Below are 21,980 nucleotides of genomic sequence, written 5' to 3' on the forward strand. Positions count from 1 at the left end.
GGTCTCGATGTCGAGATTAGCGTAAATGGGCCGCTTTGCGAGGGGGATTCTACGTTACGTCCCGACTCGGCTGCGGCGGATGACAACCGTACCGCACAGCACGTCATGCAGGCAGCGATGCCGGTTGTTGAACAGGGCCCAGAGCAGAATCAGCCCGGCGGTCAGGCTGACGGACATGTAGAAAATCACCGTCTGTAGCAGGGCCTGCAGATAGCCCGGTTTCCCGCCATTCCAGACCCGCACCTCAAGGCCGAACAAACGCATACCCAAGGTGGCAGACGCCGGCCCGCCGATGGTCAGCGTGTGGTAGGCCGTCGGGATGGCAGCGCCGAGCAGAATGAGCAGCGGGGTCAGCAGCCCAAAAGACACGATGGTCAGGATGACGAAGGCGATCTTGAACAGGAAAATGATTGCCAGGATGACCAGCAGATCCAGCAGATAGGCCAGCGCGCGGCGCAGGACGACGCCCTCGAACAGCTGCGGGTCCGCCAGCGGATCGGCCGGGATGATGAACGGCGGGCGTTCTGCCGGCAGCGGCGGCTGATCAGACACGACACACCATGATCGCTTGCACCATCATCGCGTCGGCAGGATGCGAATGGCGCCGTTGCTCGGCCCCGGGCTATCGAGGCCCGGCGGCGGCGGCGGCGGCGGCGGCGGCAGCCGCAGGGGGCCCGGGCGCAGCGGGCCGTCGGCTTTTCCTGCTGCCGCACCACCGGCGCCGCCGGCGGCAGCGCCCGCTTTCGGCACGTCGCTGAGCAGCAGGATGGCGATGCGGCGGTTGCGCGGGTCCAGCGGGTTGTCCTTGATCATCGGGTCCTGGTCGGCATTGCCGGTGACCTGACGGATGCGGTCGGACGCCACGCCGGCATCGACGAGCGCACGGCGCGCGGCATTGGCGCGATCGGTCGACAGTTCCCAGTTCGAATAGCCGCCGCCGCCGCGGAACGGCTGGGCATCGGTATTGCCGCTGATCGACAGCTTGTTGGGCAGCTTGGCGACGACCTGGGCCACTTTCTGCATCAGCTTGCGCGCATTCTCGTTCATCTGCGCGGCGCCCGAGGGAAACATCGACGACTGGTCCTGGTCGACCAGCTGGATGCGCAGGCCCTCCGGCGTCTTGTCGAACACGATCTGCTTGGACAGTTCCGCCAGCTGCGGATTGTCCTGGATCGCCTGGCGGATCTGCGCCTCGGCTTCCTTGAAATTCTCGGCCTCGATCTGGGCGACGCGGGCCCGGGCGGCCTGGGCATCGATCTGCTGCAGGTCGGTGATCTGCTGCTGCTGTCCGCTGCCCTGCTGCTGCTGGTCGGTCTGGCCGAAGCCCTTGTTGGCCTCGGCCGGGTTCGGAAAGGTGTCGCCCTGCTGGCCGGGCGCCGGCGGCGGCGTATGGACGTCTTCGTATTTCTTGTCGTACTGCGGCTGGTCCGGTTGGTCGGATTTTTCCGACGAGGGTCCGGTGACTACGGTCGGCAGGCCGAAGCTGGAAATCTTGCCGCCATCCTCGATGATGGTGCGGCCGCCCAGCACGCCGCCGGCGCCTGACAGGCTGCGGCTGATCGAAGCGGGCGAGAAATAATCGGCAATGCCCTTCTTCTGCTCGTCGGTGGTGACGTTGAGCAGCCACAGCAGCAGGAAGAAGGCCATCATCGCCGTCACGAAGTCGGCGTAGGCAACCTTCCAGGCGCCGCCATGGGCGCCGGCTTCGGTCTTCTTGATCTTCTTGACGATGATCGGGCGTTCGCCATCGGCGGCAGCCATGGCTCAGCCTTTCACGACAATCATACCGACTGCACCTTGCTGGTGGCTTCTTCGACTTCGTAGAAGCTCGGCCGGACATTCGACATCAGGGACTTGCGGGCGAACTCGACCGAGACCGCTGGCGCATAGCCCTGCAGATGCGCCAGCATGCCGGCCTTCATGCAGAGCAGATATTTGCCTTCATGTTCCCAGGTCGCTTTCGCCGCCGCCGCGAGCGGCGAGACGAAACCGTAGGAGATCAGAATGCCGCTGAACGTACCGACCAGCGCGCCGCCGATCAGGTGACCCAGCACTTCCGGCGGCTCGCTGATCGAGCCCATGGTGTGAATGACGCCGAGCACCGCGGCGACGATGCCGAGCGCCGGAAAGCTTTCGCCGAAGGCCGCCATCGTATGGGCGGCCAGGTGGGTTTCCTGGTGATGGACCTCCAGTTCCATGTCCATCAGCGATTCCATCTCGTGCGGGTTCTCGCTGCCCAGGGTCATCAGGCGCAGATAGTCGCAGAGAAAATCCATCGAATGGTGGTCGGCCATGAATTTGGGGAACTGGGTGAAGAGCTTGCTCTCTTCGGGCTTTTCGATGTGCTGTTCGAGGGCCAGCATGCCCTTGCTCTTGGCCAGCTTGAAGACGCTGTAGAGCATCGACAGCAGTTCGAGATAGTCATCCTTGGTGTAGCTGGGGCCCTTGAAGGCCTTCTTGAAACCGCCAAGTGCCTGCTTGAGGACCGGCTTCGGGCTGCTGATGACGAAGGCGCCGACGCCGGCGCCCATGATGATGACGAATTCGAAAGGCTGCCACAGAACGCCGATATGGCCGCCGCCGGCGATATAACCGCCCATGACGCAGCCAAGCACCACGACCGAACCGATAATGGTCAGCATTCCTGACTCCCCACGCCCTTGCTGTGGCCTGCCTGCCGCAGCCTGCCTGCCCGACCGCTTTTATCGTATGGATATGGTAAATAGAACATTGAAATCATGCGCCAAGGGCTCTTCAGGGGCCGACCAGGCGGAGGCGGCCGATGGCGCCGGCCTCGTATTCCGCAGGTTTGGCGGAAATCGAGATATATTGGACCGTCGCCCACGGCATGGCGAAATCCCGGTAGTGCGGCGACAGCGGATGACCGGACTGGCCGGTCGAATCGATGAACTGCGACCGGTTCAGGTCCGCCAGATCGTAAATGGCCCGCAGCGACGGGGCATGGCGGTTGGCGTAAGGGGCCCGGTCGTCGGCAAGATCGTTGCGGCCGACATCGATGGTGAAGGTGTCGCCCGGGGTCGGCACCGAGACCTCGAACAGGCTTTTCAGCACCGGCACCTTGCTGAACGGCCGGTGTTCGGCGCGCGCATAATGGGCGTCGCCCCAGCGCCAGCGGGCGACATCGGTGCCATAGCGCGCCTTCAGGTCGTCGAAGGCTCGGTCGAGCGCCTCGGCGATCAGTTCGTTGCAGGTGGCGGCGCGTCCGGTTGCGACGTTGTTGCACCAGCGCGACTGTCCGTCCTTGTTGCTCAGGATGTTCTTCATCAGCCGGGGCCGGAACTGCCACAGCGGCACGAAGGAATCGCCGAGTTCGTCGGCCAGCACCAGCCGCGTCAGTTCGCGATACCAACTGGCGAAGATCAGCGGTTCAGGGCGGTTTGTCGTCGTGCTGCCGTCCCAGCCGGACAGCATGTCGCGCCCGGTCGTGACTTCGGGGTTGCGGGGAGCCGCCTTCACCGGTGCCGCCAGCATCAGCGGCAGCAGGTCGGCCGCCATCAGTGACATGACGTCGCCCTGGATCTGCTTGAAGCTTTCCACCGAATGGACGTCGCGCTCTTTCAGCAACTGTTCGATGCGCCGGGCGCGATAGGGATCGGCCCATTCGGTGGTCAGGAAATAGGGATAGCTGTCGGGCACGATCTTGTTGTTGGCGGTTACGATCATGCCCTGCGCCGGATTGAAGCTGCGCGGCAGGTCATCGTAGGGAATGAAGCCGGTCCAGTCATAGCGGGCATCCCATCCGGGCGCCGGTGCCAGCCCCTTCAGGTCATTGTCGGGGCGGCGGATCGGCACCAGTCCGGGCGCGAGGAAACCGACATTGCCGTCCTGGTCGGCATAGACGATGTTCTGCTCCGGCGTGACATAGCGCCGGAAATTGTTCAGGAAGTCCGGCCAGTCGCGGATCGCGTCGAGGCCGACAAGCGCATCGGCCGTAGTGTCGTCGTCGCGCAGGGCGGTCCAGGCAAACGACAGCACATAGCCGTCGGACACCGACAGCCGGGCGCGGTCAGAGACATCGGAGATAACCGGGCCGTGACGGGTTTCGCGCACGGTCAGCGTCACATCCGGCTCGCCCTTGACCTTGATGACTTCCTGCCGGGTCACGAAGGGTGCGGCTCCGGTCGGCGTGACATACTGCTTCGGGTCGCTGGCGGCGACCCGCTCGATATAAAGATCCTGCGTATCGGGCCCGGTGTTGGTGAAGCCCCAGGCCACGCGATCGTTGTGGCCGAGGATGACGCCGGGGATGCCGGGCAGGGTGGCGCCGATCACATTGCCCTGCGGTGTCGAGAGATGCGTGAAATACCACAGCGACGGCGACGAGAGGCCCAGATGCGGGTCGTTCGCCAGCAACGGCGCGCCGGTAACGGTGCGCTTGCCGCTGACCACCCAGTTGTTCGAGCCAAGGCCCTCCGGCGGCGGCGCCGGCAGGGCCCGCATCAGCCGGTCGAAGTCCATGCCTGCGGCAAACTGCCGATACAGGCTGCTGTGATCGGCAAGGGCGACGGGGCCGTCGCCGGGATAGGGCGGGAAGAATTCCTCGATCTGCTGCTGCGTCAGTCGGCGCGACAGGCCAAGCCGGGCCAGTTCGGTGCTCCAGTTGCCGCTGAGGTCCCAGGCCATCATTTTCAGCCAGCCGAGGGAGTCGGCCGGCGTCCAGGGTTCCGGCGTGATGTCGAAAACGAGGAATTCGGGCGGCAGGAAGCCTTTGCGCGTGGTCAGAAAAGCATTCACGCCATCGGCATAGGCCTGCAGATAGGCCTGCGTTTCCGGCTTCAGCGCGCTGAATGCGGCCGCAGCCTTGCGGCGGATGCCCAGCGTGCGCAGGAATTTGTCGGTATTGAGTGCGGCCGATCCGAAAATCTCGGCCAGGCGGCCGGCAGCGATCCGGCGGTTGATCTCCATCTGCCACAGGCGATCCTGGGCATGGGCATAGCCCAGGCCGAAGGCAACGTCATTGCGGCTGGCGGCGCGGATATGGGGCACCGCATGGCGGTCGCGCACGATCTCCACCGGCGCCGACAATGCCCGGGCAACGGTGACGTCGCCGTTCAGATCGGGCAGCGAGGACCGGGCCACGAAGTAAATGCCGCCCGCCGCAGCGGCCACCATGAAAACAATCAGGGTCAGGAGACGGAATACCCAGCGCATTGCCGCTCGGTCTTGTGACGATCAGCAAACTGCAGACCCAAGTGGCTTAACAGATTTGCGCATGATTCGCAGTGTGAAACCGCATGCCGGTGCGACTTGTTACGCAATCGCTCCAGTGGGTTCGGCTCGTCTGACGATGATCAGGCGATAGCCAGTTCGCGGCTGGGCGCCGGCGCGGCCTGGGCGGCAGTGAAAGCCGCCGCCGCCGCATGGGCCAGCGGTGCCGGCGTCGAAGCCGGTGCGGCAGGCGCGGCCTGGGCAGGCGCGGCTTGGGCGGCTGTGTCGCTCTGGCTGCCTGTGCCGAAGACCGGACCGGTGGTGCCGGTCAGCTGGTCGCTTGCACCGGCATTGCTGCCTGTGCCGGCATTGTCACTCGGGCCGATGACCTGCACCTGCAGGTTCGGCGCTTCCGCAGATTTGCTCTGCGACGGCTGCGGCTGCAGGTCGGACGATTCCGGCAGGTTCTGCCGATACTGCTCGACGACACGCGGGCTGGGATACTGCTGCTTCACAGCGCCAGTCTGACTGTCGCGGAACTCGACGATGGCGAGCCGCGTCTCCAGATCGAGGCGGATGAAGGGGCTGAGGTAGACTGCAACGCTCGACGTCGAGGAGGGCAGGCGCACCTCTTCGCCGCCGGTGTCACCACCACGCGCCGAAGCAGCCGCAAAACCGCTGTCGTTTGCGACGCTGTACTGGGGGGCCACACTTTGGCGAGCACCACGGGCATTCGCACCGGTGCTGCTCACCACGGCGTAACTGCCGATGGATTCGAGCGGCATAATGGGCTTCTCCCATGCCAGATGCAGTAACTCAGTCTTTTGTTTACCTTAACAGAGGGTTTTTTACAAGCACCAATTGTTTCGTATGACCAAACAATCGCGGGGGTCGGTCATGGCCGGCAATTGCCCGCAGGGCAGGCATGGTGCAAACTGCGCATACGCTGTATAATCAGCTAACCCTTTCTTCTTTCATGTAAATTCTGGGGGAAACGATGGCGAAGGTTGCATTTATCGGGCTTGGCGTCATGGGCTACCCGATGGCCGGGCATCTGGTGAAGGCCGGCCATGAGGTCACGGTCTGGAACCGCTCGGCGGATAAAGCCGACCGCTGGGTTGCACAGCACAAGGGCCGGAAGGCCGCGAGTCCGAAGGCAGCAGCCGCCAGTGCCGAACTGGTCATGGCCTGCGTCGGCAACGACGATGATCTGCGCTCAGTGGTTTATGGCGACGATGGTGCCTTCGCTGGCATGGCGAAGAACGCCGTCTTCGTCGACCACACCACGGCATCGGCCGATGTCGCCCGCGAATTGCACAAGGCGGCGAAGGCCGGCGGTTTCGAGTTCATCGACGCGCCGGTGTCGGGCGGTCAGGCCGGGGCTGAAAACGGCCAGCTGACCATCATGTGCGGCGGCGATGTGCCGGTTTACGACCGGGTCAAGCCGGTGATCCAGGCCTATGCCAAGATGCAGAACCTGATGGGGCCGGCCGGCAGCGGCCAGTTGACCAAGATGATGAACCAGATCTGCATTGCCGGTCTGGTGCAGGGCCTGTCGGAAGCGCTGGCCTTCGGCCGGGCATCAGGTCTCGACTTGGTAAAGGCGGTCGAGGTGATCTCGAAGGGTGCTGCCGGGTCCTGGCAGATGGACAACCGCCACAAGACGATGATCGAGGGCAAGTTCGATTACGGTTTTGCCGTCGACTGGATGCGCAAGGACCTCGGCATCTGCCTTGCGGAAGCGCGGCGCAACGGCGCCAGCCTGCCGGTGGCGGCGCTGGTCGACCAGTTCTATGCCGAAGTGCAGCAGATGGGCGGCAATCGCTGGGATACCTCCAGCCTGATCGCCCGCCTGGAAGCCACCAAGACCAAGAAGTAAAGCTGCGGGGCGCGGCAGCCGTCAGGGCTGCCGCTTGCCCTCGGCGATCATGCGGGCGATGTCGCGCGCGAAATAGGTCAGCACGCCGTCGCAGCCGGCCCGCTTGAACGCCAGCAGGCTTTCCCAGGCCACGCGGGTGCGATCAAGCCAGCCGCGTTCGGCGGCGCCGGCCAGCATCGCGTATTCGCCGGAAACCTGATAGGCGAAGGTCGGCAGCCCGAAGGCCTGCTTCACCCGCCAGCAGATGTCGAGATAGGGCATGCCCGGCTTCACCATCACCATGTCGGCGCCCTCGGCGATGTCCAGCGCCACTTCGCGCAGGGCCTCGTCGCCGTTGCCGGGGTTCATCTGGTAGGTGCGCTTGTCGCCGCCGCCGAGATTGCCGGAGGACCCGACCGCATCGCGGAACGGCCCGTAGAAGGCGGAAGCGTATTTGGCCGCATAGGCCATGATCTTCACATTGCGGAAGCCCTCGGCTTCCAGCGCCTCGCGGATGGCGGCGACCCGGCCGTCCATCATGTCCGACGGGGCAATGATGTCGCAGCCGGCCCGCGCCTGCACCAGGGCCTGCTCGACCAGCACCGCGACGCTTTCATCGTTGAGGATCTCGTCGTCCTGCAGCAGGCCGTCATGGCCGTGGCTGGTATAGGGATCGAGGGCAACGTCGCAGAGGATGCCGATGTTGCCGGTGCCGGCCTTGATGGCACGCACCGTGCGGCAGATCAGATTGTCGGGATTGGTCGCTTCGCGGCCATCGGCCGTCTTCAGGCCGGGATCGGTGGCGGGGAACAGGGCGATGGCCGGGATGCCAAGCTGTTCGGCCTCGCGCGCGGCGGCCACCGCGGCATCGATGCTCAGCCGCTCGACGCCGGGCATCGAGGGGATCGGCGCGCTGCCGCTGCCGTCATGGACGAAGATCGGCCAGATCAGGTCGTCGATGCCGAGGCGGTTCTCGGCGACCAGGCGCCGGGTCCAGTCGCGGTCGCGCAGGCGGCGCGGACGCAGGGCCGGGACGGAAGGAAGGGGGGGCAAATGGCTCTCTGTCATGTCAGAGAGCTTTATTAAACCTCTCCTGGAACGCAAGCCAGACCCACGGCGAGGTCCCGAAAATACGACCCAGCCGCAGGGCCAGCCCGAGCGAGATCGGCCGCTGGCCGTTCAGCACCATCCGCAGCAGGCGCAGCGGCATCCGGGCTTCAAGGTAAAAGTGCTCCGGGTCCGTGCCGCGGGCATCGATGGCCCGCGCCAGCAGGGTACCGGGATGAATGGGCAGCATGGTCGGCAACCTCCGCGCATCGGGAGACCTGTCGGAGCAGAATCGCCGATAGCGGTTAACAGCCGGTAATTGTGCGCTCAGGACTGGCCGGCGGCGCCCGGGGTGCGACCGTCTGTCGCGGTCAGCTGTGCCATTTCGAAATCTTCGCGGCACTGCAGCGTGAACCGGAAGGTCGATCCCTTGCCGACGGTGCTGGTGACGCCGATCTCGCCGCCCATCAGCTGGACGAGGTGGCGGCAGATCGTCAGTCCGAGACCGGTGCCGCCATAGCGCCGGGTCGTCGAGGCGTCAGCCTGGATGAAGGGCTCGAACAGCCGGTCCTGGATCTCCAGCGGAATGCCGATGCCGGTGTCATGTACGGCGCAATGCAGCAGGAAGCGATCGTCCGCCTGCGGTGTCGCCGTCACTTCCAGTTCGATGCTGCCGTTTTCGGTGAACTTGATGGCGTTGCCCAGCAGGTTGCTGAGGATCTGCCGCAGCCGCAGCGGATCGCCGATCAGGTGCTCGGGGACAGTATCGGCGACGGTGGTGCGCATGCGGTCATTGTTTTCTTCGGCACGGGGCTGCAGCAGGGCGACGACGCCGGCGATGGTGGGGCGCAGGTCGAAGTCGATGCTGTCGATCCGCAGCTTGCCGGCTTCCAGCTTGGAAATGTCGAGAATGTCGTCGATCAGGCCAAGCAGGTCGCGCGCCGATTGTTCGGCGATATCGGCATAGCGGCGCAGTTGCGGCTCAAGGTCATGCTTCTGCAGCATGCCGAGCATCCCGATCACGCCGTTCATCGGTGTCCTGATTTCATGGCTCATCATCGCCAGAAAGCTCGATTTGGCACGGTTGGCAGCTTCCGCCGCATCGCGGGCATGCAGCAGGGCCTGGGCGTTCTCCGCCAGCCGGACGGATTGTTCCTCCAGCATCTGGCGCTGCCAGTCCAGTTCGGTCATCTGCTGGCGGACCTGGTCGACATCCTCCAGGCTGCCCAGCATCCGCAGCGGCCGGCCGGTCGCATCGCGCATCACCTCGGCGCGGGCCAGCACCCAGATGTATCGCCCATCGCCGCGCCGCAGGCGGAACTCGCATTCATAAGGCCGCTCGCCGCGCAGGCTTTCATTGACCCGCTTCTGTACCCGGGGCAGGTCTTCCGGATGGATCAGGGCGTTGAAGGCCTCGATGGTGGTGCGGGTTTCCAGCAGGTTGCCGTCGTCGCTGGCCTGCAGGTAGTTGGCCGCGATCAGCAGATGCCCGGTCGGCAGCGACCAGTCCCAGATGCCGATATGACTGCTGCGGGCCGCCGCCTGGAACAGGCTGTTGCTTTCCTCGAGTGCGGCACGGGCCTCGGCCATCTCCTGCTGCTGCATGGCGACGCGGGCCGCCAGCGTCAGCAGCCCGGCGATGGTATAGGTGCCGAGCAGGCAGGCGATCAGCGACAGGGCGGGGACGATGGTCTCCGATGAACCGGCGACCAGGGCCTGCCACAGCACGAAGGACGCGGTAACGCCGCCGACCAGGATCAGCGTCTGTCCGGCCAGCAGAGCCAGCGGCGCGATGCGCGGTGCGGGATAGAACGCGCGGGCAGCGCAGGCCATGCCGAGTAGCAGCAGGATGATCGCGCCGTCCGGCAAAGCGGCCGTATGGGTCGCCCAATGCGTCGATTGCGGCAGCACGGATGACGCGCCGACGGCCAGCGTGACGGCAAGCGCGACGATGGTCATGGCCATGGACCAGCCGAGCGGCACGTTGTTGGCCGTGGCCTGCCCCGACAGCGGCACGCTCAGGCGCAGGCCGGCAACGATGAAGCCGCAGTCGACAACCGGGCCGGCATGGGAGAACCAGAGAATGCCCGTGGCCATGCCCGCGGGCAGGCTTGCCGCGGTCAGGTCCGGGATCAGGGCGAACACCGCCAGTCCGGCAAAGCCGAACAGGACCAGCAGCAGGGCTGCCAGTCGGCTCAGCCGCTCGGCGTGATCGCGCAGCAGCAGGGCGAGGGCGGCAAGGGCGGCCGCCACGACAATGTCGGCATGGAAAGGCGGATGGCCGGGCAGCCAGGCAACATCCTGCACGCCACCCACCGTCTCGCGGCCGGCGATGCAGCCCAGCGCCACGCCGACCATCAGGACGGCGAGGCCGTAGGACAGCCCTCGTAACGGTCCGCGCTGGACCGGCATATTCGTCGACCGTGGCCGGGAAACGTCAGGGACCATAATCGGCTGCGTCAGATACCCAGTTTTGTGATTTCGCGGGCGCAGCGATATCGCTGGCATGGCTGGCCAAGCTAGCATGGGGGGCGACGGCAGGCGACCCTGTTCTGCGCGGATGGCGGCGACGGACATTGACGGCCCGCCATGGGCCGATTAAGACCCGGGACCAGGGAGAAAACGCCATGAATCTGGAGCTTTCGGAAGACCAGCGGGCTATTCGCGACATGGCACGGCGTTTCGCCGCCGAGCGGCTGAAGCCGCATGCGGCGAAGTGGGACGAAGAGAAGCACTTCCCGGTTGCGGAACTGCGCGAGGCAGCTGAGCTTGGTTTTGGCGGCATCTATGTGAAGGACGATGTCGGCGGCTCGGGGCTCAGCCGGCTCGATGCGGCGATCATCTTCGAGGAACTGGCGGCCGGCTGCACCTCGACGGCGGCCTATATCTCGATCCACAACATGGCGGCCTGGATGATTGACCGTTTCGGCAGCGATGCCCTGCGGCAGCGGGTCCTGCCCGACCTGTGCAGCATGCAGGCCTTCGCCTCCTATTGCCTGACCGAACCCAATGCCGGTTCTGATGCTGCGTCGCTGCAGACCCGCGCCGTCGACGCCGGCGATCATTATGTGTTGAACGGCACCAAGGCCTTCATCTCGGGCGGCGGCCGTGCCGATGTCTATGTCTGCATGGTGCGCACCGGCGAGCCGGGACCGCAAGGCATCACCTGCCTGGTGGTGGAGAATGGTACGCCCGGCCTGTCCTTCGGCGCGCAGGAACGCAAGCTCGGCTGGAACAGCCAGCCGACCGCCATGGTGATCTTCGAGGACTGCCGGGTGCCGAAGGCGAACCGGGTCGGCGAGGAGGGCGACGGCTTCAGGATCGCCATGGCCGGCCTCGATGGCGGCCGCATCAATATCGGTGCCTGCTCGATCGGCGCCGCGACCGCCTGCCTTGAAGCGGCGCGCGAGCATGTGGCAACGCGCAAGCAGTTCGGCAAGGCGCTGGCCGACTTCCAGGCGACCCAGTTCAAGCTGGCCGACATGGCCACAGAGCTGATCGCGGCCCGGCTGATGATCCGCCAGGCGGCAGCCCGTCTCGATGCGAAGCACCCGGAGGCGACTATGGCCTGCGCCATGGCCAAGCGCTTTGCCACCGATGCCGGCTTCGCCATCTGCAACGAGGCTTTGCAGCTGCATGGCGGCTACGGGTATCTCAAGGATTATCCCATCGAGCGTTATCTGCGCGATGCCCGCGTGCACCAGATTCTCGAAGGCACCAACGAGATCATGCGCGTGATCGTTTCCCGCCGCCTGCTCGGCGGCGCCTCCCTCGACTGAAGCAGAAAAGACAACGGAACAAGATGACCGACGAGATTGCGTTTGCCGTCCAGAACGGCGTGGCCACCATCCTGCTGAACCGGCCGCAGGCCCTGAATGCACTGACCCATACGATGTGCGTGCCGCTGGAACGCCATCTGCGCGACTGGGCGAAGGATGCGGCGGTCAGGGCGGTGATCATCAAGGCGGCCGGCGACAAGGCTTTCTGCGCCGGCGGCGACATCCGCAAGCTGGCCGACCGCGGCCCGGACGGCACGGCTTACCGGCAGAGGTTCTGGCATGACGAATACCGCTGCAACACGCTGATCGGCGAATACCCGAAACCGTTCATCGCGCTGATCGACGGCATCTTCATGGGTGGCGGCGTCGGCCTGTCGGTGCACGGCAGCCACCGCATCATCAGCGAGCATGCGCTGTTTGCCATGCCGGAGACCGGCATCGGCCTGTTTCCCGATGTCGGCGGCACCTATTTCCTGCCGCGCTGCCCGGGCGAGATCGGCATGTATCTCGGCCTGACCGGCGCCCGCCTGAAAGGCGCGGATATCATCACGGCCGGCGCGGCCACGCATTTTGTGCCGCGCGAGAAAATGCCTGCGCTGGAGGCGGCGCTGATCGCGGCTGCGCCAGCCAGCCAGGCCGATGTCGATGCCGTGGTCGTGAAATTTGCCGCCGATGCCGGGCCGTCGCCCCTGGCCGGACTGCGGGTCCAGATCGACCGCCTGTTCGGCGGCGCCAGTGTGCCGGCGATCGTCGCGGCCCTGGAGGTCGAGGACAGCGACTTCGCCCGCCAGCAGCTCAAATTCCTGGCCGGAAAATCGCCGACCTCGCTGAAGCTGACTTTCGCGCAGCTGCGCCGCGGCCGGACCCTGTCGCTGCGCGACTGCATGCGGCTGGAATGGCGCATGTGCAATCATGTTGCCGGCGGCCATGATTTCTATGAAGGCGTGCGTGCGGTGATCGTCGACAAGGACCACCATCCGCACTGGCAGCCGGCGACGCTCGGCACGGTGCCGGATGCCGATATCGAGCGCTATTTCGAACCGGTGCCGCAGGGCGAACTGCAGTTCGACTGACGCGGCCAATCCAGAACAGCACCAGCCAGAAAAAGCATCAGGAGGAAACAGCATGGCGAAGATCGGATTTATCGGTGTCGGCAACATGGGTGGGCCGATGGCCGCCAACCTGCTGAAGGCCGGTCACGAGGTGACGGCTTTCGACCTCTCGGCCGAGCTGGTGCAGAAGGTGGTGGATGCCGGCGGAAAGAAGGCCGCAACGGCCGCAGATGCCGTGCGCGATGCGGAGATCGTGGTCTCCATGCTGCCGGCCGGCAAGCATGTGAAGGCGGTCTATACCGGCGACAAGGGGATACTGGCCGCAGCCAAACCCGGCACCCTGTTCGTCGACAGTTCGACCATCGACGTGAAGACGGCCCGCGAAGTGATCGCGGCGGCCGAAGCGAAAGGCATGCTGATGCTGGATGCGCCGGTCTCGGGCGGCGTGGCCGGGGCGGAGAATGCCGCGCTGACCTTCATGGTCGGGGGCAGCGACGCAGCCTTCGCCAGGGCAAAGCCGGTGCTGGAGGCGATGGGCAAGAAGATCGTCCACGCCGGCGGCGCCGGCAACGGCCAGGTGGCGAAAGTCTGCAACAACATGGTGCTCGGCATCTCGATGATCGCCGTCTCGGAAGCCTTTGTGATGGCCGAGAAACTCGGCCTGTCGACACAGGCGATGTTCGACATCGTATCCAGCTCGTCGGGGTCGTGCTGGGCCCTGGTCAATCACTGCCCGGTGCCGGGCCCCGTGCCGACCTCGGCGGCCAATCGCGACTACAAGCCGGGTTTCGCGGCCGAACTGATGCTGAAGGACCTGCGGCTGTCGCAGGAGGCGGCGCGTAGCGCCAAGGTCGAAACGCCGCTGGGGGCCGAGGCCACGGCGCTGTTTGCCGAATATGTCGAAACCGCCAGCGGCGGCTCGTCCGACTATTCCGGCATCATCCGTATGATCCGCAAGATGGCCGGCTGAACCGAGGTGTAGAACAGAGGAGGGGCGTCAGGCCGGAATGACGGCGGTCGCCTCGATCTCGACCTTGGCGCGGTCTTCCAGCAAGGCGGCGACCTGCACCAGCGTCATCGCCGGATAATGCCGGCCGATGATCTCGCGGTAGGCTTTGCCGAGATCGGCGTTGCGGGCCATGTAGTCGCGCTTGTCGGTGACATACCAGGTCAGGCGGACGAGGTGTTCGGGGCGGGCGCCGGCCTCGGCCAGCACGCGCACGATGTTGCGCAGCGCCTGCCGCGTCTGCTCGACCAGATCATCGCTCTCGAACCGGGCCTCGGCGGTCCAGCCGATCTGGCCGGCGACGAAGACCATACGCCCAGTCGCCGCGATGCCGTTGGCGTAGCCTTTCGGCGGGGCCCATTCTGCCGGGTTCAGGATGTCCATCGAATCTTGTCCTCCCGATAATATTTTAGATATAAAATATATTCATCCAGCAATGCAAGCCCGCCTGCGCAGCGGAAGAAATAATATGTCCGAAATTTTTCGCGTCGCGAAGTAAGAGTCGACAAAAGCTGACCGACTGTACAGGCTCTGCCGGGTAACCGGCTCAAGCCGCTTGAGCTTCCGGACAAAGTGATGGTAACAGACCTGTAATGTCACGCGCGACAGACAGCGGTGATGGTGATGCGATCGTCGAATTTCGCCGCATCGGGGCGGCGTTAAAGGTGGTCGCGATCGATCCGGCAACCGGCACGGAAGTGTCAATGGTCGGTGACCCGCGTTTGTCGCGTCAGGAACTTGCGCGATTGGCCGTGCGTAAGCTGCAGTATGTCCTCAATAAGCAGCAGCAGGGCCAATGACAGGGAACACGGGGGACAATGGGGTTGGAGTATTTTCTTCAGCAGTTGATTAACGGCGTCACGCTGGGCGCCGTCTACGCCCTGATCGCCATCGGTTACACGATGGTCTACGGCATCATCGGCATGATCAATTTCGCCCATGGCGAAATCTACATGATCGGTGCCTTCATCGCGGTCATCAGCTTTTCCATCCTGGGGCTGGTCGGCGTCACCTGGGTGCCGCTGGCCCTGCTGATCGTGCTGATCGTCTCCATGGTGCTGACCGGCCTGTATGGCTGGACCATCGAACGCATCGCCTACCGCCCGCTGCGCGGCTCGTTCCGCCTGGCGCCGCTGATCTCCGCCATCGGCATGTCGATCTTCCTGCAGAACTACGTGCAGATCGCCCAGGGCGCCAAGATCAAACCGTTGCAGCCGATCATCCACGGCGGGGTCACGCTGATGACCGGCGACGTTTTCTCGGTCAGCCTGTCCTATATGCAGATCATCATCATGGTGCTGACGCTCGTGCTGATGATCGGCTTTTCCTGGCTGATTGCCGCCACGCCGCTCGGTCGCGCCCAGCGCGCCTGCGAACAGGATCGCGTGATGGCCTCGCTGCTGGGCGTGAATACCGACCGCACGATCTCGCTGACCTTCGTGCTGGGCGCCGTGCTGGCCGCGGTCGCCGGCGTGCTGGTCACGCTGTATTACGGCGTGGTCGATTTCTACATCGGTTTCCTGGCCGGACTGAAGGCCTTCACCGCCGCGGTGCTGGGCGGCATCGGCAGCCTGCCGGGCGCCATGCTCGGCGGCCTGCTGATCGGCCTGATCGAAGCCTTCTGGTCGGCCTATTTCAGCATCGAGTACAAGGATGTCGCGGTCTTCGCGATTCTGGTCATCGTCCTGATCTTCCGCCCCTCGGGCCTGCTCGGTCGTCCTGAAGTCGAGAAGGTGTGAGATGATGACCGTGCAACAACGCCTTCGCGACGCAGTCCTGGCGGCTTTCGTCGGCGCCGTGCTGGCGCTTCCGCTGCTCGGCTTCGAGACGGTCGATACCGGAGGCCCGCTCGGCATCAACACCCGGTTCCACCTGGTCGGTTATGCCGCGGTGATCGTGTTCTTCGGCCGGCTGGTTTTCATGGGCCTGCTCGACTGGCGGCGCAACCATCTGACGAAGGGGCAGCAGGCGGAGGCCGCAACCGGCGAGCGCCGCGACTTCCTGACCCGGCTGGGCAGCAAGGCCGACAAATGGCTGATGCCGGCATTGATCGCCTTTGCCGTCATCCTGCCGATGATGCCGTTTGCCGATCGCACCGTGGTCGATCTCGGCACTGTGGTGCTGATCTACGTGATGCTCGGCTGGGGCCTGAACATCGTGGTCGGTCTCGCCGGCCTGCTCGATCTCGGCTACGTGGCTTTCTACGCGGTCGGCGCCTATACCTATGCGCTGCTGTCGCAGCATTTCGGGCTCAGCTTCTGGGCCTGCCTGCCGCTGGCCGGCCTGTTCGCCGCCAGCTTCGGTGTCGTGCTGGGCTTCCCGGTGCTGCGGCTGCGCGGCGACTATCTCGCCATCGTCACGCTCGGCTTCGGCGAGATCATCCGCATCATCCTGCTCAACTGGACTTCGGTGACGCAGGGCTCGAACGGCATCAGTGGCATCCAGCGGCCGTCCTTCTTCGGCTATCCGTTCACTGCCGATCCTGATGACGGCGTGACCGCCTTCCACCAGTTGTTCGGACTCGAGTATTCGTCGCTGCAACGAATCATCTTCCTCTACTACGTGATCCTGGTGCTGGCGCTGGTCACCAACCTGTTCACCATGCGCATCCGCCGCCTGCCGGTCGGCCGCGCCTGGGAGGCTTTGCGCGAGGACGAGATCGCCTGCAAGGCACTGGGCATCAACCCGACCAACACCAAGCTGACGGCTTTCGCCATCGGCGCCATGTTCGGCGGTTTCGCCGGCAGTTTCTTCGCCACCCGGCAGGGCTTCATCAGTCCGGAAAGTTTCTCTTTCATCGAGTCCGCCGTCATTCTTGCCATCGTGGTGCTGGGTGGCATGGGCAGCCAGGCCGGCATCGTGCTGGCCGCCGCCTTCCTGACTCTGCTGCCGGAAGTGGCCCGCGAATTCTCGCTCTACCGCATGCTGGCCTTCGGCGCGGCCATGGTGCTGATCATGATCTGGCGGCCGCAGGGCCTGCTATCGCATCGCGAACCGACCATCCGGTTGCCGAAGCCGGCCAGGCCCGGCGGGGGAGGCGCGTCATGACCGCGCCCCTGCTGCAGGTCGAACATCTGACCATGCGCTTCGGCGGCCTGGTGGCGGTGAACGACGTTTCCTTCGAGGCGATGCCGAAGCAGATCACGGCGATCATCGGACCCAACGGTGCCGGCAAGACCACGGTGTTCAACTGCATTGCCGGATTCTACCGGCCGACGGTCGGCCGCCTGGCACTGAACCGCGATGGCGCCCTTTACCTGCTGGAACGCATGCAGGGGCATGACATTGCCGCTAAAGCGCGGGTGGCGCGCACCTTCCAGAATATCCGGCTGTTCCCGAAGATGACGGTGCTGGAGAACCTGATCGTCGCCCAGCACAACAAGCTGATGCGCGCCTCCGGCTTCACCCTGACCGGCCTGTTCGGCTGGAAGGGCTATCGCAAGGCGGAAGTCGAAGCGGTCGAACAGGCGCGTTACTGGCTGGAACATACCCGGCTGACCGATGCCGCCAACGAGCCGGCCGGCAGCCTGCCCTATGGCGGCCAGCGCCGGTTGGAGATCGCCCGCGCCATGTGCACCGAGCCGGTGCTGCTCTGCCTCGACGAGCCGGCCGCGGGCCTCAATCCGCGCGAATCCGCCGAGCTGAACGCGCTGCTGCGTTTCATCCGCGACCAGCATCAATGCGGCGTGCTGCTGATCGAGCATGACATGAGCGTGGTGATGGAAATTTCCGACCACATCGTCGTGCTGGATTACGGCAAGAAGATCGCCGACGGCTCGCCGGAGCAGATCCGCAACGACCCGACGGTGATCCGCGCCTATCTCGGCGAACCCGAAGATGACGAGAAGGGGGCCGCGTGATGCTGAGCGTCTCCGGCCTTCATACCTATTACGGCGCGGTGCATGCGCTCAAGGGCGTCGATATCGAGGTCGGCAATGGCGAGATCGTCGCCCTGATCGGTGCCAACGGTGCCGGCAAGTCGACCCTGCTGATGACCATCTGCGGCAATCCGAAGCCCCGTCACGGTGCAGTGTCGCTGGCGGGCGAGAATATCGTCGGCCTGCCGACCCATATGCTGGTGCGCCGCGGCCTGGCACATGCGCCGGAAGGGCGCCGGATTTTCGCGCGCATGTCGGTGCTCGAGAACCTGCGCATGGGCGCGGTGGCCGGCGATCCGGCGCATTTCGACAGCGACCTCGATCGCGTCTTCACATTGTTTCCGCGTCTGAAGGAGCGCCGCGAGCAGCGCGGCGGCACCCTGTCGGGTGGCGAGCAGCAGATGCTGGCGATCGCCCGCGCGCTGATGAGCCGGCCGAAACTGCTGTTGCTCGACGAGCCGTCGCTCGGGCTGGCGCCGCTGGTGGTGAAGCAGATCTTCTCGATCATCGAGGAGGTCAACCGCCGCGACGGCGTCACCGTCCTGTTGGTCGAGCAGAATGCCTATCATGCGCTGAAGCTGGCGCATCGCGGCTATGTGCTGGTCAACGGCAAGATCACCATGACCGGCAGCGGCGCGGCCCTGCTGGCCGACGAGCAGATCCGGGCAGCCTATCTTGAGGGAGGCCACGGATGAACGCGGTTCTGGGCGAAAGCATCGGCGTCTTCATCGGCCTGACCCTGGTCCTGACCGGCGGTTGTGCCTTCCTGATGGGGCAGGCGATTGCCAATACCTGGCGCCCCTGGTGGCAGCTGGTGCCCTACAGCATCCTGCTGGGTGCCACCAACCGGTTCCTCTCCTTCGCTCTGTTTGGGGAGCCTTTGCTGGCCGTGGTGCCATATATTGTGGCTGTCGCGGTCGTTCTCGGTTTCGCCGGTTTCGGTTTCCGGCTCACGCTCGCCGACCTGATGGTGCATCAGTATCCGTGGCTCTACCGGCGTCACGGGCTGCTCGGCTGGCGTGCAACCGGACCGGATACCTGAGGTTGTTGCTCCTGCCGGACTGACCCTCTAGACTTTTCCACCAGCGCATCCAAACGGGGAGATGTATTCATGCGTAAACTGACAATAGGTTTGGCTGCCCTTGCCACCGCCGGGCTGTTTGCCGGCTCGGCATCGGCTGATGTGAAGATCGCGCTGAATGGCCCGATCACCGGCCAGCTCGCCAGCTTCGGCGAGCAGATGAAGCGCGGTGCCGAGATGGCGGTGGCCGACATCAACGCCAAGGGCGGCGTGAATGGCCAGAAGATCCAGCTGATCATCGGCGACGACCAGTGCGATCCGAAGCAGGCGGTGGCGGTTGCCAACCGCGCGGCGCAGGAAAAGGTCGCCGTGGTGATCGGCCATTTCTGCTCGGGCTCGTCGATCCCGGCCTCGGATGTCTACAAGGAGGAGAATATCCTCCAGATCACCCCGGCCTCGACCAATCCGAAGTACACCGACCGTGGTTACAAGAACACCTTCCGCGTCTGCGGCCGTGACGACCAGCAGGGCATCGTCGCCGGTGACTACATTCTGGCCCATTACAAGGGCAAGAAGGTCGCCATCCTGCATGACAAGACCGCTTACGGTCAGGGCCTCGCCGAGGAAACCAGGAAGCGCCTGAATGCCAAGGGCATGAAGGAGACCATGTTCGAAGGCATCACTCCGGGCGAGAAGGATTACTCGGCGCTGGTGTCGAAGATGAAGGCGGCCGGCATCGATCTGATCTATCTCGGCGGCTACCATCCGGAAGGTGGCCTGATTGTCCGCCAGGCCAAGGAGCAGGGCATGAATGCCCCGCTGATGGGCGGCGACGCGCTGGTCGACAAGCAGTTCTGGGCGATTTCCGGCCCGGCCGGCGAAGGCACCCTGATGACCTTCGATGCTGATCCGCGCAAGAACGCCGTTGCCAAGCCGATCGTCGACAAGTTCAAGGCGCAGGGCTACGACCCCGAGGGCTACACCCTCTACACCTATGCTGCGGTCCAGGTCTGGGCCGAGGCGGCGACCGCGGCCAAGTCGTTCAAGACCGCCGCTGTCGAGAAGGCGATGCATGCCGGCAAGTTCAAGACCGTGCTGAACGAGATCTCGTTCGACGCCAAGGGTGACACCACCACCCCGGCCTACAAGGTCTATGTCTGGAAGAACGGTTCCTACGACTACGTGAACTGATCCACCCGGATCGACGGAAAACCCGGCAGGCGACTGCCGGGTTTTTCTTGTGACGATTGTTCGCTCATTGTTCTCAATGCCGGACGGGCGGTTCAACTGGCCCGAAAAGCATTTTCTTGTTGCTGGGGTTGGCACCAGCCACCGGATATTGTAGGGTCCGCGCGTTCTTCCCCGAGGTATTTGCCCATGACCAAGCCCACGGTCGCCTTTGCCGCCGATCACGCGGGTTTCGAGCTGAAAAACCTGCTGCGCGACGAGCTTAAGGCCCAGGGCTACGGTGTGCTCGACCTCGGGACCAATGGCCCGGAAAGCGTCGATTACCCGGATTTCGGCCGCGCCCTCGGCGAGGCCGTGGCGGCCGGCAAGGCCGGCTTCGGCATCGCCGTCTGCGGCACCGGCATCGGCATTTCCATTGCCGCCAACCGGATCGCCGGCTGCCGTGCCGCTTTGTGCCACGACACCACCAGCGCCCGGCTGTGCCGCGAGCATAACGACGCCAATGTGCTGGCGCTCGGCGCCCGGCTGATCGGCGTCGAGACCGCGCGCGACTGTGTGAAGACTTTCCTTGCCACCGAGTTCGCCGGCGGTCGCCACGCCGGCCGCGTGGCCAAGCTCGGCCAGACGGCCTGACCGGAATTCAGACGCCCTGATTTGGAGTGCCCGCCATGTCCAGCACCGCAACCAAACCCACTGTCACCCATGCCGGCTTCTTCGAGCGGACCCTGGTCCAGGCCGATCCCGAGCTTTACGCCTCGATCACTGGCGAGCTCGACCGCCAGCAGCACCAGATCGAACTGATCGCGTCCGAGAACATCGTCAGCCGGGCGGTACTGGAAGCCCAGGGCTCGGTGCTGACCAACAAGTATGCCGAAGGCTATCCGGGCAAGCGCTATTACAACGGCTGCGAGTTCGTCGATGTCGCCGAGATCCTGGCGATCGAGCGGGCGAAAAAACTGTTCGGCTGCGGTTTCGCCAATGTACAGCCGCATTCCGGCGCCCAGGCCAACCAGGCGGTGTTCATGGCCTGCCTGAAGCCGGGTGATACCTTCATGGGTCTCGACCTTGCCGCCGGCGGCCATCTCACCCATGGCTCGGCGGCGAACCAGTCGGGCAAGTGGTTCAACGTGGTGCCCTATACCGTACGCCAGGACGACCAGCGCATCGACATGGACCAGGTGGCGAAGCTCGCCGCCGAGCACAAGCCGAAGCTGATCATCGCCGGCGGTTCGGCCTATCCGCGCTACTGGGACTTCGCAAAGTTCCGCGAGATCGCCGACAGCATCGGCGCCGTGTTCATGGTCGACATGGCGCATTTCGCCGGCCTGGTGGCGGGCGGCGTGCATCCGAGCCCGTTCCCGTATGCCCATGTGGCGACCACCACCACGCATAAGACCCTGCGCGGTCCGCGCGGCGGCATGGTGCTGACCAACGACGAGGCGCTGGCCAAGAAGATCAACTCGGCGGTGTTCCCCGGCCTGCAGGGCGGCCCGCTGATGCATGTGATCGCCGCCAAGGCGGTTGCCTTCGGCGAGGCGCTGACTCCGGAATTCAAGGCCTATAGCCAGGCCGTGGTCGATAATGCCAAGGCGATGGCCGGGGCCCTGCAGGAGCGTGGCTACGACCTCGTCTCCGGCGGCACCGACAACCACCTGATGCTGGTCGACCTGCGTGCCAAGGGCCTCAAGGGCAATGTGGTGGTCGAGAGCCTCGAAGCCGCGCGCATCACCACCAACAAGAACGGTGTGCCCTTCGACACCGAGAAGCCGACGGTCACCTCGGGTGTGCGTCTGGGCAGCCCGGCCGGCACCACGCGCGGTTTCGGCGTCGCCGAGTTCCGCCAGATCGGCAACCTGATCGCCGATGTGATGGACGGCCTGGTGAAGAAGACCAACGATAACGCGGATACGGAGCGGGCGGTGGCCGAGAAGGTCGTCGCGCTGTGCAACCGTTTTCCGATCTATCCGCACGCATAAGACCGG

22 protein-coding genes are annotated in these 21,980 nt (G+C 64.8%); 13 read left to right on the forward strand and 9 right to left on the reverse strand.

The annotated features are described in order from the left end of the window. Positions 1-54: 54 nt before the first annotated feature. The 5 genes from ACFOOQ_RS17430 to ACFOOQ_RS17450 all read right to left on the reverse strand — a co-directional run bounded on the left by ACFOOQ_RS17430 (position 55) and on the right by ACFOOQ_RS17450 (position 5,954). Entirely contained in the window at positions 55-552 is a 498-nt protein-coding gene (locus ACFOOQ_RS17430; RefSeq protein ID WP_379728879.1) for an RDD family protein, read from the reverse strand. A 24-nt stretch (positions 553-576) separates the two neighbouring features. Then, positions 577-1,761 (reverse strand): flagellar motor protein MotB, encoded by a 1,185-nt coding sequence (locus tag ACFOOQ_RS17435; protein ID WP_379728880.1) that lies wholly within the window; start codon positions 1,759-1,761, stop codon positions 577-579. A 20-nt stretch (positions 1,762-1,781) separates the two neighbouring features. Further along, positions 1,782-2,642, reverse strand: coding sequence for a flagellar motor stator protein MotA (gene motA, locus ACFOOQ_RS17440; RefSeq protein ID WP_379728881.1), 861 nt, complete (start codon positions 2,640-2,642; stop codon positions 1,782-1,784). Positions 2,643-2,754: 112 nt separating this feature from the next. Beyond that, the gene (locus tag ACFOOQ_RS17445; RefSeq protein WP_379728882.1) at positions 2,755-5,172 is read right to left on the reverse strand and encodes a penicillin acylase family protein; all 2,418 of its coding nucleotides are present in this window, start codon (positions 5,170-5,172) and stop codon (positions 2,755-2,757) included. Between the two features lie 140 nt (positions 5,173-5,312). After that, positions 5,313-5,954, reverse strand: a complete 642-nt coding sequence (locus ACFOOQ_RS17450; RefSeq protein ID WP_379728883.1) for a hypothetical protein — start codon at positions 5,952-5,954, stop codon at positions 5,313-5,315. Positions 5,955-6,166: 212 nt separating this feature from the next. Between ACFOOQ_RS17450 and ACFOOQ_RS17455 the strand changes: the two genes are divergently transcribed. Continuing rightward, entirely contained in the window at positions 6,167-7,048 is an 882-nt protein-coding gene (locus ACFOOQ_RS17455) for an NAD(P)-dependent oxidoreductase (RefSeq protein ID WP_379728884.1), read from the forward strand. A gap of 21 nt (positions 7,049-7,069) precedes the next feature. Here ACFOOQ_RS17455 and hemB read toward each other — a convergent pair whose 3' ends face one another. The 3 genes from hemB to ACFOOQ_RS17470 all read right to left on the reverse strand — a co-directional run bounded on the left by hemB (position 7,070) and on the right by ACFOOQ_RS17470 (position 10,486). After that, complete coding sequence (gene hemB / locus ACFOOQ_RS17460) at positions 7,070-8,095, reverse strand: porphobilinogen synthase (RefSeq protein WP_379728885.1); 1,026 nt, start codon at positions 8,093-8,095, stop codon at positions 7,070-7,072. 1 nt (position 8,096) lies between these two features. Beyond that, positions 8,097-8,324, reverse strand: a complete 228-nt coding sequence (locus ACFOOQ_RS17465; protein WP_379728886.1) for a helix-turn-helix transcriptional regulator — start codon at positions 8,322-8,324, stop codon at positions 8,097-8,099. Between the two features lie 77 nt (positions 8,325-8,401). Further along, positions 8,402-10,486, reverse strand: a complete 2,085-nt coding sequence (locus tag ACFOOQ_RS17470; protein ID WP_379728887.1) for a hybrid sensor histidine kinase/response regulator — start codon at positions 10,484-10,486, stop codon at positions 8,402-8,404. Positions 10,487-10,701: 215 nt separating this feature from the next. Here ACFOOQ_RS17470 and ACFOOQ_RS17475 point away from each other — a divergent pair, with 215 nt between their 5' ends. The 3 genes from ACFOOQ_RS17475 to mmsB are packed head-to-tail and all read left to right on the forward strand — an operon-like array spanning position 10,702 to position 13,875. Beyond that, positions 10,702-11,853: an isobutyryl-CoA dehydrogenase gene (locus tag ACFOOQ_RS17475; RefSeq protein ID WP_379728888.1), complete on the forward strand. Its 1,152-nt coding sequence runs from the start codon at positions 10,702-10,704 to the stop codon at positions 11,851-11,853. A gap of 23 nt (positions 11,854-11,876) precedes the next feature. Beyond that, complete coding sequence (locus ACFOOQ_RS17480) at positions 11,877-12,926, forward strand: enoyl-CoA hydratase/isomerase family protein (protein ID WP_379728889.1); 1,050 nt, start codon at positions 11,877-11,879, stop codon at positions 12,924-12,926. Continuing rightward, entirely contained in the window at positions 12,868-13,875 is a 1,008-nt protein-coding gene (gene mmsB / locus ACFOOQ_RS17485) for a 3-hydroxyisobutyrate dehydrogenase (RefSeq protein WP_379728890.1), read from the forward strand. The genes ACFOOQ_RS17480 and mmsB overlap by 59 nt, the downstream gene beginning before the upstream one ends. A gap of 27 nt (positions 13,876-13,902) precedes the next feature. Here mmsB and ACFOOQ_RS17490 read toward each other — a convergent pair whose 3' ends face one another. Continuing rightward, positions 13,903-14,295 (reverse strand): RidA family protein, encoded by a 393-nt coding sequence (locus ACFOOQ_RS17490; protein ID WP_379728891.1) that lies wholly within the window; start codon positions 14,293-14,295, stop codon positions 13,903-13,905. 209 nt (positions 14,296-14,504) lie between these two features. Here ACFOOQ_RS17490 and ACFOOQ_RS17495 point away from each other — a divergent pair, with 209 nt between their 5' ends. The 9 genes from ACFOOQ_RS17495 to glyA all read left to right on the forward strand — a co-directional run bounded on the left by ACFOOQ_RS17495 (position 14,505) and on the right by glyA (position 21,974). Beyond that, a complete protein-coding gene (locus tag ACFOOQ_RS17495; RefSeq protein ID WP_379728893.1) occupies positions 14,505-14,711 on the forward strand; it encodes a DUF6898 family protein in 207 nt (68 codons plus the stop codon). A 24-nt stretch (positions 14,712-14,735) separates the two neighbouring features. Beyond that, entirely contained in the window at positions 14,736-15,650 is a 915-nt protein-coding gene (gene livH / locus ACFOOQ_RS17500) for a high-affinity branched-chain amino acid ABC transporter permease LivH (RefSeq protein WP_379728894.1), read from the forward strand. 4 nt (positions 15,651-15,654) lie between these two features. Then, complete coding sequence (gene livM, locus ACFOOQ_RS17505) at positions 15,655-16,959, forward strand: high-affinity branched-chain amino acid ABC transporter permease LivM (protein WP_379729147.1); 1,305 nt, start codon at positions 15,655-15,657, stop codon at positions 16,957-16,959. Next, positions 16,956-17,771 carry an ABC transporter ATP-binding protein gene (locus ACFOOQ_RS17510; RefSeq protein WP_379728895.1) on the forward strand — a complete coding sequence of 272 codons (816 nt, stop codon included), beginning with the start codon at positions 16,956-16,958 and terminating at the stop codon, positions 17,769-17,771. The genes livM and ACFOOQ_RS17510 overlap by 4 nt, the downstream gene beginning before the upstream one ends. Continuing rightward, the gene (locus tag ACFOOQ_RS17515) at positions 17,771-18,484 is read left to right on the forward strand and encodes an ABC transporter ATP-binding protein (RefSeq protein ID WP_379729148.1); all 714 of its coding nucleotides are present in this window, start codon (positions 17,771-17,773) and stop codon (positions 18,482-18,484) included. Before ACFOOQ_RS17510 ends, ACFOOQ_RS17515 begins: the two co-directional genes overlap by 1 nt. Continuing rightward, entirely contained in the window at positions 18,481-18,831 is a 351-nt protein-coding gene (locus ACFOOQ_RS17520) for a DUF6867 family protein (protein ID WP_379728896.1), read from the forward strand. The genes ACFOOQ_RS17515 and ACFOOQ_RS17520 overlap by 4 nt, the downstream gene beginning before the upstream one ends. Before the next feature lie 69 nt (positions 18,832-18,900). After that, complete coding sequence (locus ACFOOQ_RS17525; protein ID WP_379728898.1) at positions 18,901-20,001, forward strand: branched-chain amino acid ABC transporter substrate-binding protein; 1,101 nt, start codon at positions 18,901-18,903, stop codon at positions 19,999-20,001. Positions 20,002-20,187: 186 nt separating this feature from the next. Beyond that, complete coding sequence (gene rpiB, locus ACFOOQ_RS17530; protein WP_379728899.1) at positions 20,188-20,631, forward strand: ribose 5-phosphate isomerase B; 444 nt, start codon at positions 20,188-20,190, stop codon at positions 20,629-20,631. 35 nt (positions 20,632-20,666) lie between these two features. Further along, positions 20,667-21,974, forward strand: a complete 1,308-nt coding sequence (gene glyA, locus ACFOOQ_RS17535) for a serine hydroxymethyltransferase (protein WP_379728900.1) — start codon at positions 20,667-20,669, stop codon at positions 21,972-21,974. The last annotated feature ends 6 nt before the right edge of the window (positions 21,975-21,980 follow it).

Origin of the sequence: Ferrovibrio xuzhouensis, assembly GCF_042648965.1 — a bacterium.
Classification (GTDB): Bacteria; Pseudomonadota; Alphaproteobacteria; order Ferrovibrionales; family Ferrovibrionaceae; genus Ferrovibrio; species Ferrovibrio xuzhouensis.

Bases quoted from the DNA above. Each gene is read 5' to 3' on its own strand.
- ACFOOQ_RS17435 (WP_379728880.1), bottom strand. From the start codon at position 1,761: ATGGCTGCCGCCGATGGCGAACGCCCGATCATCGTCAAGAAGATCAAG.
- motA (WP_379728881.1), bottom strand. From the start codon at position 2,642: ATGCTGACCATTATCGGTTCGGTCGTGGTGCTTGGCTGCGTCATGGGC.
- ACFOOQ_RS17445 (WP_379728882.1), bottom strand. From the start codon at position 5,172: ATGCGCTGGGTATTCCGTCTCCTGACCCTGATTGTTTTCATGGTGGCC.
- ACFOOQ_RS17450 (WP_379728883.1), bottom strand. From the start codon at position 5,954: ATGCCGCTCGAATCCATCGGCAGTTACGCCGTGGTGAGCAGCACCGGT.
- ACFOOQ_RS17455 (WP_379728884.1), top strand. From the start codon at position 6,167: ATGGCGAAGGTTGCATTTATCGGGCTTGGCGTCATGGGCTACCCGATG.
- hemB (WP_379728885.1), bottom strand. From the start codon at position 8,095: ATGACAGAGAGCCATTTGCCCCCCCTTCCTTCCGTCCCGGCCCTGCGT.
- ACFOOQ_RS17465 (WP_379728886.1), bottom strand. From the start codon at position 8,324: ATGCTGCCCATTCATCCCGGTACCCTGCTGGCGCGGGCCATCGATGCC.
- ACFOOQ_RS17470 (WP_379728887.1), bottom strand. From the start codon at position 10,486: ATGCCGGTCCAGCGCGGACCGTTACGAGGGCTGTCCTACGGCCTCGCC.
- ACFOOQ_RS17475 (WP_379728888.1), top strand. From the start codon at position 10,702: ATGAATCTGGAGCTTTCGGAAGACCAGCGGGCTATTCGCGACATGGCA.
- ACFOOQ_RS17480 (WP_379728889.1), top strand. From the start codon at position 11,877: ATGACCGACGAGATTGCGTTTGCCGTCCAGAACGGCGTGGCCACCATC.
- mmsB (WP_379728890.1), top strand. From the start codon at position 12,868: ATGCCGATATCGAGCGCTATTTCGAACCGGTGCCGCAGGGCGAACTGC.
- ACFOOQ_RS17490 (WP_379728891.1), bottom strand. From the start codon at position 14,295: ATGGACATCCTGAACCCGGCAGAATGGGCCCCGCCGAAAGGCTACGCC.
- ACFOOQ_RS17495 (WP_379728893.1), top strand. From the start codon at position 14,505: ATGTCACGCGCGACAGACAGCGGTGATGGTGATGCGATCGTCGAATTT.
- livM (WP_379729147.1), top strand. From the start codon at position 15,655: ATGACCGTGCAACAACGCCTTCGCGACGCAGTCCTGGCGGCTTTCGTC.
- ACFOOQ_RS17510 (WP_379728895.1), top strand. From the start codon at position 16,956: ATGACCGCGCCCCTGCTGCAGGTCGAACATCTGACCATGCGCTTCGGC.
- ACFOOQ_RS17515 (WP_379729148.1), top strand. From the start codon at position 17,771: ATGCTGAGCGTCTCCGGCCTTCATACCTATTACGGCGCGGTGCATGCG.
- ACFOOQ_RS17520 (WP_379728896.1), top strand. From the start codon at position 18,481: ATGAACGCGGTTCTGGGCGAAAGCATCGGCGTCTTCATCGGCCTGACC.
- ACFOOQ_RS17525 (WP_379728898.1), top strand. From the start codon at position 18,901: ATGCGTAAACTGACAATAGGTTTGGCTGCCCTTGCCACCGCCGGGCTG.
- rpiB (WP_379728899.1), top strand. From the start codon at position 20,188: ATGACCAAGCCCACGGTCGCCTTTGCCGCCGATCACGCGGGTTTCGAG.
- glyA (WP_379728900.1), top strand. From the start codon at position 20,667: ATGTCCAGCACCGCAACCAAACCCACTGTCACCCATGCCGGCTTCTTC.